Here is a 17,297-nt window from a genome sequence, read left to right as displayed (position 1 = left end):
GAGACGCCTTATGAACATCTCATTAGAATATCGAAATGATACGCATCGACCGATTCTCGATACGTTCACCTTGCCGACGGACCAAGAAAAGTATACAACCCTTCCAAAAGACATGGACGATCCACTTCCTGAAGGCGTTCATCCGATTATTGTCGTCGAGCAGAAGCCAGTCGGCATGTTTTTACTACATGACAACGAACGAGTCGCTTCTTATACGGATGAACCACATGCGCTGCTCTTCTCGGCTTTTGCCATCAATGAGGCAGATCAAGGCAAGGGGTACGCAAAAGCGGCACTCCAAGAACTTCCGAAGTTCGTGCGTCAACATTTCCCTCATATCCGTGAAATCGTATTATCCGTCAACCTGAAAAATGATGTGGCGTTTACACTTTATACGACAAACGGATGGGTCGATACCGAACGTCGAATCGGTGGACCGATCGGCGAGCAGAGAATTCTCGCTTTATCGATTTGACGCATCGATTCGTGCTAACTCCTCACATATACGGTGCCAATACGTCAGACGATGCGGAACTAAATCGGCTTGTGTGATTTGAACGAGATGGTTCATCATGATGGAGTTTCCTTCAATCGTACGCAATCGTCCTTCCGTGAGCGCCATCAGCTCGTCCCTGTACACAGCTACCACGTCCATCACTTCCTGGTCGTCAAAACGGAGCGGTTCGTCTTGATAAGCGTAGCTATACGTATGTGCAAACTCGCGATCGAGGAAACCGTCCAGTTCAATCACGTCTTCACAGATCCCGAGAGAGATGAGCTGTTCGAACGTCAATGACAGTCCGAGCTCTTCTTCAATTTCACGAATACCATCAATGAACGTCTCGTTTGAAGCGAGATGTCCCGCTGCGGTGATGTCATATTTCCCGGGAAAATCCTGTTTCTCCATACTTCTGCGCTGTAGATAGATAAATTGTTCTTTCCAGAACCAGCAGTGGAACGTCTCATGCCAATCTCCGTCTACATGAACCTGTCCTCGCTCTTTCTCTCCTATTTTTTGATGATTTTCGTCAAATATCGTGAGGTGTTCTTTCATGCTGACACCCCATCTTCTAAAAATCGGATGGTTCCATTCGTCGCATCCAATTCGACCTGAATACCGATTGGGAAGACGTGTGACGGGAACGTATGACCAATATCGACATTCGTCAAAATAGGGATGTCCGTGTCCCCGATGACTTCAAGCAACAAGTCGTTGAACGAGAACGGAGCCGATTGATCTTGGAAATGTTCGTGCTTGCCGATGACCAGACCCGAAATCTCATCAAATACACCAGACAATTTCAACATACTGAGCAAGCGCTCTTCTTCAGCCATCGTTTTGAACGAGTCTTCTAAGAAAAGAATCGCTCCCTTCAAATCGGGATAATAGTCCGACTTGAAGAATCCTGACATCGTGTTCAAATTCCCGCCAATCAACGTTCCTTGCGCCTTTCCATCTCTTAATGAGATCCACCCTTCATTCGGTTGGAAGGTTTTGACGCGTTGCTGCGTCGACCAATCGAGCATCTCTTCGGTCCACTCTTTCGGCACGTCCAAATCGAACGGGGCAGTCTTCTCCAAACTGAGGATATCTCGTACGTACTGGGCCCCTTTCTCAAACATCCCTCCATACTCGCCGAATGACGGTACGACAGCCGGTCCGTAAAACGTGACGATCCCCGTTTTGGCGTAACACGCCATCAAGATTGCCGTCACATCACTATAGCCCATGATGATTTTGGGATGGTGTCGCAATTGCTCATAATCGATATATGGGAGCAACGAGTTCGAATTCGTTCCTCCAATCGTACTGATGATCGCTTTCACTTCGGGGTCATGCAAAAACGCATTCAGTTCGTCCACTCGATTCTGAATGGAGGATGACCGATACCCTTCTGATTCATATGTACATATGCCCTCTTTCACCTTGAACCCCATACGTTTAAGCTGATCAATCCCTCGTTGATAGCGCTCCTCAAACTGCACGGGTGCTGGAAAAGAAGGCGTGATGATACCAATTGTATCTCCGTTCTTCAACTGTGGTGGTGCAATCATACGTTTCACTCCATTTCCTACGATGTCTTTATGAGGCATTATACCGTAGGATTATTAAAATAAATCAGGGTCTTCTGATAACGTTCTTATTTTTCGAACTTTCGTCGGTCGCCCCGTCCAGCCGAGCGCCACGAAGAAAAAGGCACCCGCTAGTAAACCAAATAAGACGATCAGTCCTATTTGAACCCCGATAAATCCGTATTGTTCTCCTAGCTTCACAAGGAAGAGTGGCGCAAACAGACAGGTCATACTTAGCGAAAAGAGTCCTCCACGTACTCGTCGCCCCGCATTGCCGATTGTAAACCATCCAAACGCGATCCATACACAAGCAACAAACCCTAGCGCCGCAATCATCATCCACATTCGCCCGCACCTCACCTTTTCGTTTTTCTTTCTATTCCCCATTTTTCTTGAGATTCCTACTATTTTTTCAAGGAATGAGAGAATTTCCGGGTAAAGGTAAATTAGACAAGATGCGATGCCGGACAATGAAGGAGTGGGTTGCGCATGAGTGCACGGTTAACCTTTGCCCTAGTCTTTCTCGGTCTTTTTTTAATCGTCATGTATTGGATGAGTACATGGAATGACAATGTGGTCGAAGGCCAAATTGAACGGGTCGACATCCCTCAGCTATTGATTGAATCCACTGAATCCTCAGAAGAGGTCACGTTGCGCGTCATCTTAATTAATGACCAAACCGAAGTGACGGGCATCGTCAATAGCGTACAAGGATTACAAAGCGGTCAGCTCGTCACCATCGAGGTTATCCCCACGGAGTCCAACTTGAACATCGCACGGACGATTGAAGTCACATCACCATGATTTTCTGAAATGAAGCGTAACTTTTCCAGAACTGTGGAATATGAGAAAGAGTCATAAAAAGGAGTGATCGGATTGATTTCAAATAAATTACTATCTGGAAAAGTAGCGCTCGTCACTGGAGCGGCTTCCGGTATCGGACGTGCCGCAGTTATCCGTTTCATCCAAGCAGGTGCGAAAGTCGCCATTCTCGACTTGAATGAAGAGGATGCGATGCGTCTCGCCAGTCTCGTCGGAGAGGAACGGGCCATCGGAATCAGCGCGGATGTTGCGGATGAAGACGCGATGAAAGAAGCGTATGCACGGACGATTGAACGATTCGGACAAATCGATATCGTCTTCGCGAACGCCGGGCGAAACGGGACCATCACACCGATTGAACATTTGTCTATTGAAGACTGGAATGGTGTCGTGGAGACGAATCTGACGGGAACGTTTTTGACCGTCAAACATGCCATTCCTCATTTGAAAGAGAATGGTGGCAGTATCATCATCACCTCGTCAATCAACGGCAATCGCTACTTTAAAAACTTTGGTTTCAGTGGCTATGCGACGACGAAAGCAGGTCAGACCGGATTTGCGAAAATGGCAGCTGCGGAGCTCGCGCAATTCGGAATACGCGTGAATTCCATTTGCCCAGGGGCCATCGATACGAATATCGACGATTCAACCAATCGAGACGATGCATTGCTAGAAGAAATCGTCATCCCTATCGAGTATCCGCTCGGCAACCAACCGCTTGCCGGAAAGTCCGGTGCCGCCAAACAAGTCGCTGACGTCGTCTTATTCTTTGCGAGCAACATGTCGAGCCATGTCACCGGTTCTGAGGTGTACGTCGACGGTGCTGAATCCCTCTTGTAATCAAAAAGCAGACCACCTCATGTGACGTGGTCTGCTTTTTATTTGAGAATCGGACTTTTCATGACCGCTTTTTGATAGAACGGTTGAAACCCAAGGCGTTCCATATTTCGACCTGAAGCCGAATCGACCTTCGTCGTTACGGTGAGGACGTCACAGCCAAGCGCTTTCGCTTCGGCTATTCGCTCCAAAATCAGTTGCGTCTGGTAGCCTTTTTGCCGATAAGACGGCACGGTACTCGTCAGAAACAGTTCCCCGATTCCGTCTTGCGTGGCGAGGATCCCACCCGCTACGACAGTATCCGCTTCTCGTACAAGATAAGCATGATTACTCGGTAGCGCATAAAATCCTTTCGCCGTATCGACCGTCTCTTGAAGAATCGTTCCAGATTCGGCAAATCCAGCCGCAATCGCGTGCGCCCATTCATGGAGCGTCTCATCTTTTACCTTTTCCACTTGATTCGAAGCAGGCGGTCCGTCATATTGCGTCACATCTAACGTCCATACGTCTAAAAAGTGATCGAGCGTATAGTTACGTTCTTGCAGTAAGCGTAGTAAGGAATCGTCCGCTAACGGACAAACTTCGATATGTAGTCGGGACACATTTTTTCCACGCACCCACTTTTCCATCTGGTGCAGGTCGTAAAAACTTGTCGGTCGATTGAGTCCAAACCCGACTGCAAAGCTCATATTCCCCATTTTGAACACGTGCCCCTTACCTTCTACGTGTAATTCCGCACCTTCATAGGGAGGGGTTTGTTTGCGGTGTCGAATATACGCAGACGTTCCCTCTGCTTTAATGCTTTCGATGCGTCGTGCTAATTCTAAACGTTTCACTTTGTTCCCTCCCTTGCTTTTCATGTTGAGTGTAGCATATCACGTTCGAATCAAGTGACCGTACTGGATCAACCGTTCTTTGACAGTAGGCACGAGTTCAACAGAATCGAGCACCGTGTCCCACTCCTCTAATCTCACATCGACCACTTCATCGATTTGTAAGGAAAGTTGATCTACATCAATCGGTTGTTCGCTCATGTAGACATACACATCTAAGAAGTACGTCCCGCGCTTGATTGTCGTCACGAAACGCAACTGTTCGGGGTCGACGGTTAGCCCTAATTCTTCTTGGAGTTCACGGACCGCACCTTGCCGACTCGTCTCTCCAGCTAAAATCGAGCCGCCCGTCCCTTCCCAAAGAAGAGGATACTTCTTATCGGGATGGCGCTTCGAGAGTAACAATTTGCCATCCGAATCAAATGTGAATACTTCGATGACTGCGTGAAACGTATTCGGATCCAGTTCATCCCCGCGAAAATGCGTTCGTCCGAGCGGTTGCCGATTTTCGTCTAGTAAATCCCACGTTTCCCGGCTCATGGACGAATCTCATCAATCGTGAATGAAGACGAACCTTGGATTTCTTCAATGAAATGTGATCCAAATAACATGGCCGGCGTGAAACTTCCTGCAAGCATCCGACCGGAACCGAGCAATCGGTTGACGACGGCGAGTGCACCGTAGACGGTGAAGGCATACGTGCTCGCCGTTTGAATGCGAACGACGATCTTGCGCCCCTCCTCATTTGTCGCCTCTCCCCATACATACGTCGAGGTTTTTTCACGTTCGGCTTCATTCGGTCCCGATACGTTCTCATCAACATAACGCAGCAATCGTTGCTGCACAGCCTCTTTTCCAAGAATGGGACTGAACCAAGACAAAACGCGTGCCAAATAGGCGGCCGTTGTCGGCACTGGCACCCACGTCGTAATATTCGGGATGTCCGTCGTATAGTAGGCGGTCGAAACGTCTCCCCACGGAATCGAAATCGCGGTGCGGCTTCCCCGTCCAAAATCAATTGTCCTGCGTTTTGCCCCGATTGGGAACGGTGATAGCTTTCCGTTCACACGCTCCACACTACTCGACCCAAGTCCACGAACAGCCGTCTTCATCGTTCCTGGTGAGATGCCACCTGCTGCCGAAAATCCGAGGGCGAGTGATGTCGCATCCGGCAAGAGTTCCTTTAATTTTCGTGCGACACAGTCGGTCGGGATGACGTCAAATCCAACGCCAGAACATAGAATGACACCACGTGCCTTCGCCTGAGCCGCCCGTTGTTTAGAATGGACATATTCGAACACATCGATTTCCCCGGTAATATCCAAGTAATGTGTGCCCGTTTCCAGACATGCCTCGATCATCACTTGACTCGTATCCGTGAACGGACCCGCACAGTGAAGTACTAAGTCCACATCGCGAAGCGCTTTGATTGCCGCCTCACGACTTAATGCGAAAATCGATGTCTCGCAGTCGAGCTCGTCTCCGAGTCGATGAATCTCACGCCCAGTGCGCCCCGCAAGAATCGGACGCAATCCGTCACTGACAGCCTGACGGGCAATCAGTTCCCCTGTATATCCGTTCGCCCCGTAAATCATCCATCTCATGGTTACCCCTCCTTATGTAAGTTTGTCCTTGTTCGTTTCCCTAAATCGAGTTGAATCGAACGAAAAAATCTTGAACGACCCCAATCAGATACACGCTCCCCATCATGACAAGCAAACACCCGATTGGGATGAAAAGACTTTTGATGGCAGCTCGTTTTGTCACGTCCATTCGATTTATCAATCGACGATCAATCAGGAAGAACAAGACGGCTGCGAGAAGACTCAGCCATGACAAGACGAGCCCAAATAGAATATGTAAAGCGAGCGAAGTGAACGACTGTATGCGTTCCGAACTGAATCGCTTTGCGACCCAATCGCTAAACCATGATGTCACGACACCATATGTCAAAATGATAGGGGAACTATATGCCATGTAAATCGTACACAATAAAAGAAATCCCGATACGCTCTCTACAAATGAAGTTTCCATAAGGGTTTGTTGCGAAAATTCAACAATGCTTAATAGAAGCGCATAGATGGGCACAGTCCAGGAAGCTGCGATGATTTTTCGTGTCACCATCGAATCCCTCCTTTCTTTCCATTCTTCTCCACTTTAGCGCAATCAACTTGAAAACGCACAAAAACCAGCCTGAATTCAGGCTGGCTTCGCGATTTGTTAATTGTTTGCAACTTCTCCGGCTTTTGTACGGACCGATTGCATCGCTTCCGTCCACGGAAGGAGTTGGTCGAGCATATCGTTGACCGATTGTGCTTGCACATCTTTCGGTGCGAAATGCGTGCCGTTCTCGAAGTCCGTGAAGAGTGAGAGGGCAGGGTGGACACGTACGTGAGCGATTGACAATTCACTCAAGATGCCACGTAAATGCTCTGTTGCACGTGCTCCACCGACAGAACCGTATGAGACGATTCCAGCTGCTTTGTTGTTCCATTCGACGCGTAAGTAGTCGAGTGCGTTTTTAAGAGATGCTGAGATGGAATGGTTATATTCTTGGACGATGAAGATGAATCCGTCCATTTGCGCAATTTTCTCCGACCAGGCCGCTGCACCTGATGCGTCTTGTCCGACCTCACCGAGGAGCGGCAAGTTGTAGTCTGCGATGTCAATGACTTCATAGTTGGCATCGCCACGTTTGTCGGCGAGTTCTTTCACCCATTCTCCGACTTGTGGACTGACGCGACCTTCACGAGTTGATCCGAGTACGATTCCGATGTTTAACATAGTAGTTCCTCCTTGGTTATGTTGTGATGCATCTGATTTTCCAAATAAGCGATTCAAGAAACTCATTTCATGCCCTCATATTCTTTCTCAAATGTTTTCGTGCTTCTGACCGTATCGATCGGTCGTACCATCGCCTCGATTTGCGAACGTTTTGCTTCGAGGAACGGCGGGAGTGACAATTTCTCACCGACCGTCTCATACGGCTCGTCTCCCATGAATCCAGGTCCGTCTGTCGCCCATTCAAACAAGATTTGCGGTGCGACACGCGCATAAGACGATTCAAAGAAGAAGCGGTCGACATAGCCAGAAGTCGGCAAACCGAACTGTTGGAGACGTGCTGTCCATTCATCGAGGACGCTACGGTCTTCGACACGGAATGCGACGTGATGCACGGTACCGAACCCTTGACGCGCTTGTGGAGATGTCTCGTCATGAATGACGATCACTTGCGCTCCGTTTCCACCTTCACCTCCTTCAAAGAGATAGACATCACCATCTCTTCCAATCTCTTTAAATAGCATCACTTGCTCCATCACTTGTTTGAAATACGTGATGTCGGCAATTCGAATAAAGATGGGACCGAGTCCTGTGATGGCGTACTCAAGCGGGATTGGACCGTTCTTCCACGGCTCTCCTGATGCGATCCCTTCGTTGAACTCATCCGAGATGAGTTGATACGCCTGTTCGTCGAAATCGATGAACGAGAGCGTCTTCTTCCCGAACTGTTCTTGAATCCCTTCATGCTCGACACCGAGACGGTCGAAGCGACGGACCCAATACGTCAACGCTTCATCTGTCGGCACGCGGAACGACGTCTTCGCGATTTCATTTGTTCCGTGCTTACCTTTCGGGATACCCGGGAAGTCGAAGAATGTCATGTCTGTACCGGCATTCCCTTTATCGTCTGCAAAAAATAAGTGATACGTTTGAATGTCGTCCTGGTTGACCGTTTTCTTCACTAAGCGCATTCCAAGAATATGGGTGAAGAAGTCATAGTTTTTTTCGGCACTACTTGTAATCGCCGTGACGTGGTGAATTCCTTTTACGTGGTTCATCGTTCTCTCTCCTTTTATATCTTGATTTCAAGATACATGATTAAAATTTTTTGCGGCTTCTGCCCGCTTCCCAATTTGTTTCAACTGCTCAATCGTTTCTGTCAGAGATAATCCTTCAAATAATGCATTCATATGCTCCGTATGCTTCGGAAAAATATCTTGCATCAAGTGCTCTCCATCATTCGTTAACGCGGCATATGTGATGCGGCGATCGCTCGGACAAGCTTTTCGGACGAGATACCCTTTCTCTTCTAACCGGTCCACGACGTACGTCATGCTCCCGCTCGAGAGGAGGATTTTCTTTCCGATGACTTGAATCGGTTGATCCCCTTTATGATATAAAAACTCCAGAACCGCAAACTCGGTCGCGTTCAATCCGTACGACGCCACTTCCTGCTTCACCAGGTCTTGAAGCGACTGTGAGGCGCGCAAGAGCACGGTGATTATTTTTAATGCATCAGATGGTTCCATCTGTCTCCCTCCTTTATCCAAGAGAGTCATTAACTTAAATTCAAATATCTTTAATTCGAGATAAATATATCACGTGAAGATTTTGCCGTCAATCGATTTGATTCAAAAAAATAAGACGGGATCCCCCCCCCCCCGCCTTATTCTCCTCGACGAATCACGGCCATCTCACGACCGAATCGATGTCCTTCATCAACGAATCCTAAGCTTTCGTATAAGTGATGGGCCGCCTCGTTCTCAGGATGATACCCGACGACGATCGACTTGCCTTCTCCGATTTCTTCAAGCATCAGTTCTGTCGCTTCTCGACCGATTCCTTTACCTTGATGAGCATGATCGACCATGATGCGGTAAATCCACCATGCATCTAACTCTTCGGGCTCTGTGTTGTACATGAGGAAGCCGACCATCGTCTCGTCCTCATAAATCGCGCGCGGGCGTAGCGTCGGTTCGTACATCGCTTGAAGTAACGAAATCGCATTCGGCTCCATATATGACTGTTGTTGTTCACTCAGTGCCAAGTGACAGCATGTATACCAATTTTGTGCATCGATCGGACGTAATGAAATCATATTCTTCTCCTTTACTCATACGTTTCGTTTAAATTCCGTGCGTAGAACGCGATGGCACGACGGTACCTTGCGATGCTTTCGTCCGGTTTTGGACTGGCAAGCAGCTCGAGTAACGCGCCCGTCGCTTCTTCATGACGGCCGACGTTATAGTGGGTCATCGCCTGAAACACTTTGAGCGCCCCATGATTCGGGAAATGTTCGATTGCCTCTGCAAATAACTGTTCCGCTTCCGCGTATCGACCGAGTGCCCGATATGTGCTACCGAGTCCGAGATACGATTCCGCCAACTCATCTCCGGTCAATCCGAGTCGAATGGCCCGCTCATAATGCGGTACCGCTTGACGTTCTTCCCCGAGCGAGTCATAACACCACGCACAGTATGCATGAAGTCTCGGATTCTTCTCATCCTTCCGTAAGAGCGATAAGAACAGTTGCTTCGCCTGTTCGAGTTGTCCCTCTTCACGGAGGCGTACTGCTCGGTTAAACTCATTTTCTTCTGTCACGTCGGTCACCTCGTGTGCGAAATCTTGGTCTAACCATGATTGGAGCGCTTCATAATACTTGCCGATATGCACGCCATCAACGAGTGCGTGATGGGCTTGAACGGATAACGGCATCCTTAGACGCTCTCCTTGACGCTCAAACTTGCCCCAGGCGATGCGCGGGACGCTGTCATGTTGTTGCTGATGCGTCGGGTGCATGATGCTTGTGAACGTGACCCACGGCACACTCGTGATATACAGTAAGTCGTCGGGCTCGTCATCCCCAACCACGACTTCATCGGCAGCTCGCTCCATCCGCATCGTCACTTCTTGTAAGAACGTTGGTAAATCCTCATGGAACGTAGCCGCACAAAAGTTGAAGACATCCTCGTCTAACATGACGGTGAACGATGGGTGGACCACCTCATGTTCGACGACCGCTTCTCCACGGATCCGATAGCGCAATTCCGGAATCGTGTTCGCCGCTTTCACTGCACCGTATAAAAAGAGTTTGAAGAACGATTGATTGTTCGCTTTCGAATATGTATAGAGATTTGTCACATCCACGTTCGCCGTCACGTTAAAATGCGGCGCGTCAAACGATTTGAAAAACTCAAAATGCTTACGTCGTGCCCACGTCTCGATTTCAATTTGTTTCATAAAAACTCCCCCTTCTACGCTCTTACTGTAGCAGAGAGAGTGAATCGGCTCATAGCTTTTGTTTTAACTGTTCGTAATGTCCTTTTGCCAAATCAAAGTAGACAAAGTCTCCACGTTCGATTCGTTCGAGCGTCGCTTCGAACTCACGCCATCCCCGCTCGACTTGTTCAGGCGTCAGCTCCCCACTCTCGGTCGCCTCTTCAAACTCATCCTCATCCTTTTTGACGATATCCCCATTCGGAAACACAAGAATATCGAGCAATAAGTCGTCCATATACGGAATGCCATCCTCTTCGCCGATCCGGTCGACGAGGTCGATATACCACTGCACGATTTCACCTTCCGGATTGATCATCGCCGTCACACCGAATGGTTCATTGTCCGGGAAATATTGGAGCCAACTAAAACCGGCATCCGCCACAATAAATTCTTCCCCTCTGTGTTTTTTATATAGTGGCGCTCGAACCTCATCGATTTGGAATAAGGCAACCACCCCGGAAAACTGTTCCGTCTGAACGCGTTCTTGCGCATAACGGTTCTTTAAAATTCGCTCCCAGTCTCGTCGATTCGCATACTTCCGTTTTGCCATATGGATCTCTCCCTTTCGGTCATCTCTGTATGATACAGTTCGCCAGAAGAAGGAAAGTTCCTTGTTAGTCGTACAGGTTATGCTGATTGAACCAGACGAGATGGCTTTGCTTCAGCCGTTTCCGCTCGACCATGCGGACGAATGCGTCTGTCGAGATGAAGCGGTTCCCGGGATGGAGGTCGGCCAGCATCATGAGGATGAGGCGTGAACCTCGTTCTCCCTCTTGAAGAGAGATATGCTCCATCTTCCCTTCCCCGTTGAAGCGGTTGATGAACAGTTCGACTTTACACTCTTCTTTTAAGAGTCGGGTCGTCACATACGCGACTTGGCTGATAATCGACTCGAAGTCATGATGGAGCGTGTAGCCAGACGGACCACTCAAATCGACTGCGAACGTGAACGTATCGAGTGATGTCTTTTGAAAGACTTTCGACTGAACACGCCCGAGCTTCGCCGTGGCGACCCAGTCAATCTCCTTGACCGGTTCTCCTTCATAAGGCTTTGAACCTAGAATCTGTAATGGATTCCGTAGAGGCGATGCGGTCAAAGGACGGTCACCGAGTGCCAATCGTTTCGTGCCGACCGGAGGATGTAACGTGAGGGACGGCAGCACCGTCCACCGTTTCTCGATGGGACACTCAAGAAGATACGTCCCGAGATGAAGCGGGAGCGTCACAGCAAGTACACACTCTTCGATATAAGCCGGTCCCCGAAATTCGGCCTGGACACGAAGCACATGGCGGGCCTGATCCGTCCGTAACGTCATATCTAAACTATTTGGGGAGCGATCGTGGTCTGGAAAGCTAAGCGTTGTACTAGATTTCATGCGAACGCGAACGGGAAGCCCGAGTCGTTCGACGGTTTCACTTCCGTCTAGCATCACCTGCACTTCCGTCTCATCCCCAACAAAGAGAAGAGATTCGTGTGTATGTATATGAAGACGAAGGGCTCGTTCCAACTGTTTCCGCGTCCGTTCGAAGAACCAGACGATGCCCGCAAGTAAACAAAGCGCATACCCGACAATCTCCATGTACGGGACAAATACGAGAATCACTCCGGCGAATCCGTAGACCGGGATCCATTGTTTCTGTAGGGCGTTATGTGTCGAGAACGTCATCATCAACCCTCGACCGGAACAGAAACGGTGTCTAAGATGTAACGGATGATGTCCTGTTTCGTCGATTTGATGCCTCCTTCAAGCGTCAACGTCAGGCGATGTGCCAATACATAAGGTGCCACGGCTTTCACATCTTCCGGAATGACATACAATCGATCGTTCAGATAGGCATAACTTTGAGACGCTCGCATGAGCGCGATGGCTCCTCGTGGACTGACACCGACCTCGACAGATTGGTGTTCTCGTGTCGCATGGACGAGCCCGAGTAAATAATCGAGGACGTCATCTTGAATCGATACTTGCTTCACTTCTTCTTGTGCGCGGCGTAACTCGTCTAACGTCGCGACCGCCTCCACGATTTTCCGTGTTTGACGCATGACTTGTAAGAGGAGCTCCCGCTCTTCCGCGACATCAGGGTAACCGACCGGAATCGAAATGAGGAAGCGGTCGAGCTGTGCATCCGGTAACGAAAACGTCCCGGCCGATTCGATCGGGTTTTGCGTCGCAATGACGAAGAATGGTTTTGGCATCGGATACGTCTCTCCCCCGATGGAGACTTGCCGTTCTTCCATCGCCTCGAGCAAGGCGGACTGCGTTCGTGGAACCGCTCGGTTGATTTCATCGATCAAGACGATATTCGCAAAGATTGGTCCTTGTCGATGCTCGAACGTCTGGGTCTGCATGTTGAAATAATCTGCGCCAATCACGTCAGACGGTAACAAATCGGCCGTGAACTGAATCCGGGAAAACGCGCCGTCAAAGCTAGTTGCAATCGTCTTGGCCAGTAACGTTTTCCCCGTTCCTGGCACATCTTCTAACAAAATGTGTCCTTCCGCGAGTAACGCCGTACAACAGAGGCGTACGACATCCTCTTTTCCTAAATACACCTCGTTCAACTGTTTGATGACCTGCTCCATGCCCATATGACGACCTCCATTTTTTGTCTTACTCAAACTTTACCTTTTTATGGTAAGATAAACAACAAATAGTCTGAACATTCAAAAAGGAGGTATCCTCTTGCGCTGGACGAACAAGTTTCTTCTCCTGATTGCCACCACACTCCTTGGTACGTTCACGATGATAGTGATTGCAACGAGTGTATTCGAGTGGCTCTATAATCCGGAAACGATACCGGTCGAGGAAAATAATAGTCCTCCGACTGATCTCTTATCGGATGAAGATGATGGAATTTTAATTGGTGAATCCAAAGCAGATTACCCATTTAAATTGGACCCCCAAAAAGGAAAGCATAACTTTTTTGAGAGAATCACGGAATCTGGAGAATCTACACGACGAAATCTCGGGTTATTCGGCGCTTTGCTTGCGCTCGGTTGCCTGTCCTTTTATATCTATCGAAAACGGAAGCAACGTTTGGCGCGCGCACGAGATCATGCTGATTCAAACGCAGACCCGCTTGTCGAATCGCTACAACGCGAAAACGCTTCGTCCGTTTCGACGCTCACAGCGTTCACGAACGTCCCGATTCGTGATGCACTGATCACATTCAACCAATCTCTCGTACCAGCCAAGCGATTGCGTGCTCATGAGACACTGCAAGAGTGGTTCCAACGCATCGATTTACCGATGAACCCGTCCGTTTATCATGCGGTTCGCTACGGCACATCCTCAGGAGTAACGATTTCTGAAGAAGATACGCTTCACTTTAAGAGCATACTCGATCACTATACGACACGTCTTCACCCCGAGTGAGAATGTGCACAGGTTCTACTTTTCATTCATGAATGATAAAATGGTGGAAAATGTCAGTTAAGGGGATGAAATCATGAGACGATGGGTGATGTTCGGATTAGGTGCACTTTTACTGACGGGTTGTACGGATACAGATACGGTGGCAGACAATCCGATCCCAATCGAGTCAACCGATGAACCCATCACCGAATGGACACGTGAAGACTTTAAAGACGTTTATGACCAATATGAACAAACACAACCACTCCTCGCTGCGCTCGAGCAACAAGGCATCAAACCGTTCCGCGAGACGTTTGAACGCGTCATCATTGCCGGAAACGGGCTTGAGCACACATATGCAGATATTTATCCGTTCAAACTCGATGATGGGACGTATGCCACGGTATTCGACAGTCAGGACGGAACGGTAATCAATGGATCTGAGTCGGTCGCACCACTCTTTTGGCAAGAGGAGTCTTTCCTTCAATACGTCGAAGAGATTGAAAATCGAAAATTCGGAACAAGTGCCCCTCCTACCGACGTCGTCCTAACGCAGGATGAATTTCAATCCGTCTATGACCGTCACGCGTACACGTCAGCCCTCCTCGTCGAACTCGATGAAGCGGGTGTCGAACTTTCAAGAGAACCAATCGACGATGTGATTATCGCCGGGAATGGCGTGACCGAAGTCACTGCCGACTTGTTCGTGTTCGATGTCGAAGGTGGATATGCCATCGTATACGATCAAGATGGAGAAATTTTAAAAGGTCCCGAATCCATCTCACCGCTCTTTTGGAACGAGAAGGACTATGAAGACCTGTTAGCCAAGTATGAAGGATAATTTCATGAACCCTCCCGATTTCAGATAGCTATGTTATACTCAAACCAATAAACGACCACTAGGGGAGCCCTCGGGCTGAGACGGCATTTGCCGGACCCTTTGAACCTGATCTGGCTCATACCAGCGTAGGGAAGTGGCTTGGGATACGTCTCTGTATGTCCACGCCATTTTTCCGTCTGGAAACGTGGCGTTTTTATTTTTGAAAGGAGACTATTCATGCGTATTCAACAACTCACTTGGATGGCGATGCTCGTCGCCATCGCCGTCGTTGGCTCAATGTTCATCTCGATTCCCACAGGTGTCGCCCGCGCTTATCCGATTCAGCATATGGTGAACGTGATTGCCGCAGTCACCGTCGGCCCAATCGGAGCCGTTCTCGTCGCATTCGTGACCGGACTCATTCGCGTCATGACCGGCACAGGGTCACTTCTCGCGTTCCCCGGTGGCATGATTGGTGCATTTCTTGCTGGTATGTTCTTCGTTCGCACGAATCGCGTCTATGCTGCCGCTCTCGGAGAAATCATCGGAACTGGTGTCATCGCCTCGTTGATTGCCGTCCCGTATGCGAAACTGTTGATGGGTTCGACGTTCGGTGCCTTCTTCTTCGTCCCAGCGTTCCTTGCCTCTAGTTTGACGGGTGCGCTTCTCGGTTGGCTCGTCTTATCACGCGTCAAACAGTTGCGACCGAGCACACTTAAATAAAAGCCTCTCGATTGGATGGAAATGGTAAACTATAGACAACATCTATAGAGGAGGGGTTTTATGTCACGTTTCAATCAACTTGTAGCGGGTGGTATATTGTTGTTTTTATCCGGACTCTTATACACACTCGAACGCATCGCACTCTACACCCGTTGGAACGCCCAAATCTCAACAGGGAGCTGGCCGGAAGAACCGACGTTTGTCGATCCGTTTCTAAACAACTGGTTCGTTCCCCTATTTTTATTTGCCGCCATCGTCCTCTTTTCGATGGGCATGAATGCTACAAAGACAACAAGTCCATCCGAGAATCCGACCGGCTCATGACGGTCGGGTTTTTGTCTGATAGACCCAGATTGCTTCGCCGTTCCATTCATCAATCAAACCGCTGTCGACAAAGCCGTTCTTCGCATAAAATCGTTTCGCAGCTTCATTCTCTTGATGGAGGCTCAGGATGATATCATCCACATCGTATTGTGTCTGGATAAATTCCACTGCGATGCGTAGACACTTCGTCCCAACACCTTTCCCCTGCTCATTGTGATCCATCATGAAACGATCGAGCCATACATAACGTTCTGTCTGATTTTCTGCTCCGACCATCATGAAGCCAACCGGTCGCTCACCGTCATAAAATGCATAGCTCTGCCAATTATATTTCGTATCCTCGACCATCTCTTGAAGCGACTCGGCATTCGTCTCGATGAATTGGGACTGTTTCTCGTCCACTGATAGAGTAATGATTGCCTCTCGATTGAATGCATCAATCGGCTGAATCGTGATTTCATTTCCTTTCATGCTTTCACCTCATTGATTTTCTCTCTCTTTCATACGCTTTCTCCCGTAAAAAGTTTCTTCCCCCGTATCTTCAAGATCATGCATTCGCTACACTAGAAATAGAAAGGGAGGTTATCATATGTTCCGAATCGGAAGTATCTTCATTCCCGTATCAGATGTCGAACAGTCCCTACACTGGTATACCACTTATTTTGATGCCAAAGAAATTGGTCGCTGGGAAGGAGGCATCGGTTTGTGTCTACCAGACGGTTCGACTCAGCTCGGATTGATCCAAACCTCGTCACCGCAACCCACAACGTTCAAAGATGCGTCAGGACAAGCCCATGTCTATTTCAACGTCATTTGTGAAGACATCCAGTTCGCGTATCAATCGTTCGAACAAGCAGGGTTGATTGCGACACCGCTTCACGATTTCGGAGGCATGTCTTGCTTTGACGTACGAGACCCCGACGGACATACGATCAGTCTTATCTCGGAAGATGTGACTTCCCCGTTCCATCGCGATCGCGTGAACAACCTATAAACGAAAGGAAAGTCTTAATGAAACAAATTCACCATATCTGTATCCAAACACCAGATTATGCCGCATCGAAGTCATTTTACGAAGCACTCGGTTTTGAGCTCGTCCAAGAATCGCCAAACTTCCATACGCGTGACTTCAATAGTTGGCTCAAGCTCGGGGATTTTTATATCGAGCTCCAGACTGCTAAAACGGATGAAACGTTACAAGACTACTCGAAACATACGGCCGGTCCCGTTCATTTCGCCCTCTATGTAGATGATCTCGAAGCGGAAGTCGCACGACTCGAACAGCTAGGCGTCACGTTCTTGCCGAAGCACGGTGGCAACATCTATTTCGTCGTCGACGGTCATTTAAGTAAATTGAAAGCACCGGAAGGAACCATCATCGAACTGCGTGATACGTTTCTGATTAACTGAGGCCCTGTGCCTCTTTTTTTGTTGGACACATCTTCACGT

Annotated in this window: 25 protein-coding genes and 1 riboswitch; of the genes, 9 read left to right on the top strand and 16 right to left on the bottom strand. The window is 48.7% G+C overall.

Annotation, left to right across the window (positions count from 1 at the left end):
- The first annotated feature begins 10 nt into the window (after window positions 1-10).
- Complete coding sequence (locus PQI28_RS14295; protein ID WP_339963732.1) at window positions 11-475, top strand: GNAT family N-acetyltransferase; 465 nt, start codon at window positions 11-13, stop codon at window positions 473-475.
- Here PQI28_RS14295 and PQI28_RS14290 read toward each other — a convergent pair.
- From PQI28_RS14290 to PQI28_RS14280, 3 genes are read right to left on the bottom strand one after another with little or no spacing between them, the layout of a single operon-like run.
- Entirely contained in the window at window positions 464-1,054 is a 591-nt protein-coding gene (locus tag PQI28_RS14290; protein WP_339963731.1) for an NUDIX hydrolase, read from the bottom strand. The genes PQI28_RS14295 and PQI28_RS14290 overlap by 12 nt on opposite strands.
- Window positions 1,051-2,055 carry a S66 family peptidase gene (locus PQI28_RS14285; RefSeq protein ID WP_214785134.1) on the bottom strand — a complete coding sequence of 335 codons (1,005 nt, stop codon included), beginning with the start codon at window positions 2,053-2,055 and terminating at the stop codon, window positions 1,051-1,053. The genes PQI28_RS14290 and PQI28_RS14285 overlap by 4 nt, the downstream gene beginning before the upstream one ends.
- A 54-nt stretch (window positions 2,056-2,109) precedes the next feature.
- A complete protein-coding gene (locus PQI28_RS14280) occupies window positions 2,110-2,418 on the bottom strand; it encodes a hypothetical protein (RefSeq protein WP_339963730.1) in 309 nt (102 codons plus the stop codon).
- A 144-nt stretch (window positions 2,419-2,562) separates the two neighbouring features.
- Between PQI28_RS14280 and PQI28_RS14275 the strand changes: the two genes are divergently transcribed.
- Window positions 2,563-2,877, top strand: a complete 315-nt coding sequence (locus PQI28_RS14275; RefSeq protein ID WP_214695035.1) for a hypothetical protein — start codon at window positions 2,563-2,565, stop codon at window positions 2,875-2,877.
- A gap of 72 nt (window positions 2,878-2,949) precedes the next feature.
- Window positions 2,950-3,735, top strand: a complete 786-nt coding sequence (locus PQI28_RS14270; protein ID WP_339963729.1) for an SDR family oxidoreductase — start codon at window positions 2,950-2,952, stop codon at window positions 3,733-3,735.
- A 38-nt stretch (window positions 3,736-3,773) separates the two neighbouring features.
- On the opposite strand, the gene PQI28_RS14265 is transcribed toward PQI28_RS14270, so the two are convergent.
- From PQI28_RS14265 to PQI28_RS14210, 12 genes are all read right to left on the bottom strand, one after another.
- Entirely contained in the window at window positions 3,774-4,568 is a 795-nt protein-coding gene (locus PQI28_RS14265; protein WP_339963728.1) for a GNAT family N-acetyltransferase, read from the bottom strand.
- Between the two features lie 39 nt (window positions 4,569-4,607).
- Window positions 4,608-5,105, bottom strand: a complete 498-nt coding sequence (locus PQI28_RS14260) for an NUDIX hydrolase (RefSeq protein WP_339963727.1) — start codon at window positions 5,103-5,105, stop codon at window positions 4,608-4,610.
- Entirely contained in the window at window positions 5,102-6,169 is a 1,068-nt protein-coding gene (locus PQI28_RS14255; protein ID WP_337874482.1) for a saccharopine dehydrogenase family protein, read from the bottom strand. Before PQI28_RS14255 ends, PQI28_RS14260 begins: the two co-directional genes overlap by 4 nt.
- Window positions 6,170-6,209: 40 nt before the next feature.
- Window positions 6,210-6,689: a hypothetical protein gene (locus PQI28_RS14250; protein ID WP_339963726.1), complete on the bottom strand. Its 480-nt coding sequence runs from the start codon at window positions 6,687-6,689 to the stop codon at window positions 6,210-6,212.
- A gap of 96 nt (window positions 6,690-6,785) precedes the next feature.
- Window positions 6,786-7,415 carry an NADPH-dependent FMN reductase gene (locus PQI28_RS14245; protein ID WP_445236759.1) on the bottom strand — a complete coding sequence of 210 codons (630 nt, stop codon included), beginning with the start codon at window positions 7,413-7,415 and terminating at the stop codon, window positions 6,786-6,788.
- Entirely contained in the window at window positions 7,412-8,404 is a 993-nt protein-coding gene (locus PQI28_RS14240; protein WP_214785150.1) for a ring-cleaving dioxygenase, read from the bottom strand. Before PQI28_RS14240 ends, PQI28_RS14245 begins: the two co-directional genes overlap by 4 nt.
- Before the next feature lie 27 nt (window positions 8,405-8,431).
- Complete coding sequence (locus tag PQI28_RS14235) at window positions 8,432-8,875, bottom strand: MarR family winged helix-turn-helix transcriptional regulator (RefSeq protein ID WP_339963724.1); 444 nt, start codon at window positions 8,873-8,875, stop codon at window positions 8,432-8,434.
- Window positions 8,876-9,012: 137 nt separating this feature from the next.
- A complete protein-coding gene (locus PQI28_RS14230) occupies window positions 9,013-9,444 on the bottom strand; it encodes a GNAT family N-acetyltransferase (RefSeq protein WP_339963723.1) in 432 nt (143 codons plus the stop codon).
- Between the two features lie 11 nt (window positions 9,445-9,455).
- Window positions 9,456-10,586: a tetratricopeptide repeat protein gene (locus PQI28_RS14225; RefSeq protein WP_339963722.1), complete on the bottom strand. Its 1,131-nt coding sequence runs from the start codon at window positions 10,584-10,586 to the stop codon at window positions 9,456-9,458.
- A gap of 49 nt (window positions 10,587-10,635) precedes the next feature.
- Window positions 10,636-11,175: a DUF402 domain-containing protein gene (locus PQI28_RS14220; RefSeq protein WP_274664862.1), complete on the bottom strand. Its 540-nt coding sequence runs from the start codon at window positions 11,173-11,175 to the stop codon at window positions 10,636-10,638.
- Between the two features lie 64 nt (window positions 11,176-11,239).
- Window positions 11,240-12,292, bottom strand: coding sequence for a DUF58 domain-containing protein (locus tag PQI28_RS14215; RefSeq protein ID WP_214785159.1), 1,053 nt, complete (start codon window positions 12,290-12,292; stop codon window positions 11,240-11,242).
- A gap of 2 nt (window positions 12,293-12,294) precedes the next feature.
- Entirely contained in the window at window positions 12,295-13,215 is a 921-nt protein-coding gene (locus PQI28_RS14210) for an AAA family ATPase (protein WP_214785161.1), read from the bottom strand.
- Between the two features lie 94 nt (window positions 13,216-13,309).
- On the opposite strand from PQI28_RS14210, the gene PQI28_RS14205 reads away from it, so the two are divergent.
- From PQI28_RS14205 to PQI28_RS14190, 4 genes are all read left to right on the top strand, one after another.
- Entirely contained in the window at window positions 13,310-14,002 is a 693-nt protein-coding gene (locus PQI28_RS14205; RefSeq protein WP_339963721.1) for a hypothetical protein, read from the top strand.
- Between the two features lie 73 nt (window positions 14,003-14,075).
- Window positions 14,076-14,822 (top strand): hypothetical protein, encoded by a 747-nt coding sequence (locus tag PQI28_RS14200; protein WP_214785164.1) that lies wholly within the window; start codon window positions 14,076-14,078, stop codon window positions 14,820-14,822.
- Window positions 14,823-14,872: 50 nt separating this feature from the next.
- Window positions 14,873-14,971, top strand: a riboswitch (TPP riboswitch).
- Between the two features lie 67 nt (window positions 14,972-15,038).
- Window positions 15,039-15,524 carry an energy coupling factor transporter S component ThiW gene (gene thiW / locus PQI28_RS14195; protein ID WP_074035388.1) on the top strand — a complete coding sequence of 162 codons (486 nt, stop codon included), beginning with the start codon at window positions 15,039-15,041 and terminating at the stop codon, window positions 15,522-15,524.
- A gap of 60 nt (window positions 15,525-15,584) precedes the next feature.
- Complete coding sequence (locus tag PQI28_RS14190) at window positions 15,585-15,848, top strand: hypothetical protein (protein WP_339963720.1); 264 nt, start codon at window positions 15,585-15,587, stop codon at window positions 15,846-15,848.
- Here PQI28_RS14190 and PQI28_RS14185 read toward each other — a convergent pair.
- Window positions 15,843-16,319, bottom strand: a complete 477-nt coding sequence (locus tag PQI28_RS14185) for a GNAT family N-acetyltransferase (RefSeq protein WP_339963719.1) — start codon at window positions 16,317-16,319, stop codon at window positions 15,843-15,845. The two genes, PQI28_RS14190 and PQI28_RS14185, sit on opposite strands and share 6 nt — an antisense overlap.
- A gap of 118 nt (window positions 16,320-16,437) precedes the next feature.
- Between PQI28_RS14185 and PQI28_RS14180 the strand changes: the two genes are divergently transcribed.
- Window positions 16,438-16,842 (top strand): VOC family protein, encoded by a 405-nt coding sequence (locus PQI28_RS14180; RefSeq protein WP_339963718.1) that lies wholly within the window; start codon window positions 16,438-16,440, stop codon window positions 16,840-16,842.
- A 17-nt stretch (window positions 16,843-16,859) separates the two neighbouring features.
- Window positions 16,860-17,258, top strand: coding sequence for a VOC family protein (locus PQI28_RS14175; protein WP_214785172.1), 399 nt, complete (start codon window positions 16,860-16,862; stop codon window positions 17,256-17,258).
- Window positions 17,259-17,297: the final 39 nt, after the last annotated feature.

It is taken from the genome of Exiguobacterium sp. USCH10 (genome assembly GCF_037619445.1).
Taxonomy (GTDB): domain Bacteria; phylum Bacillota; class Bacilli; order Exiguobacteriales; family Exiguobacteriaceae; genus Exiguobacterium; species Exiguobacterium aestuarii_A.
The sequence above is the reverse complement of the archived record's forward strand: the minus strand, read 5'-3'. Positions and strand labels throughout refer to the sequence as shown.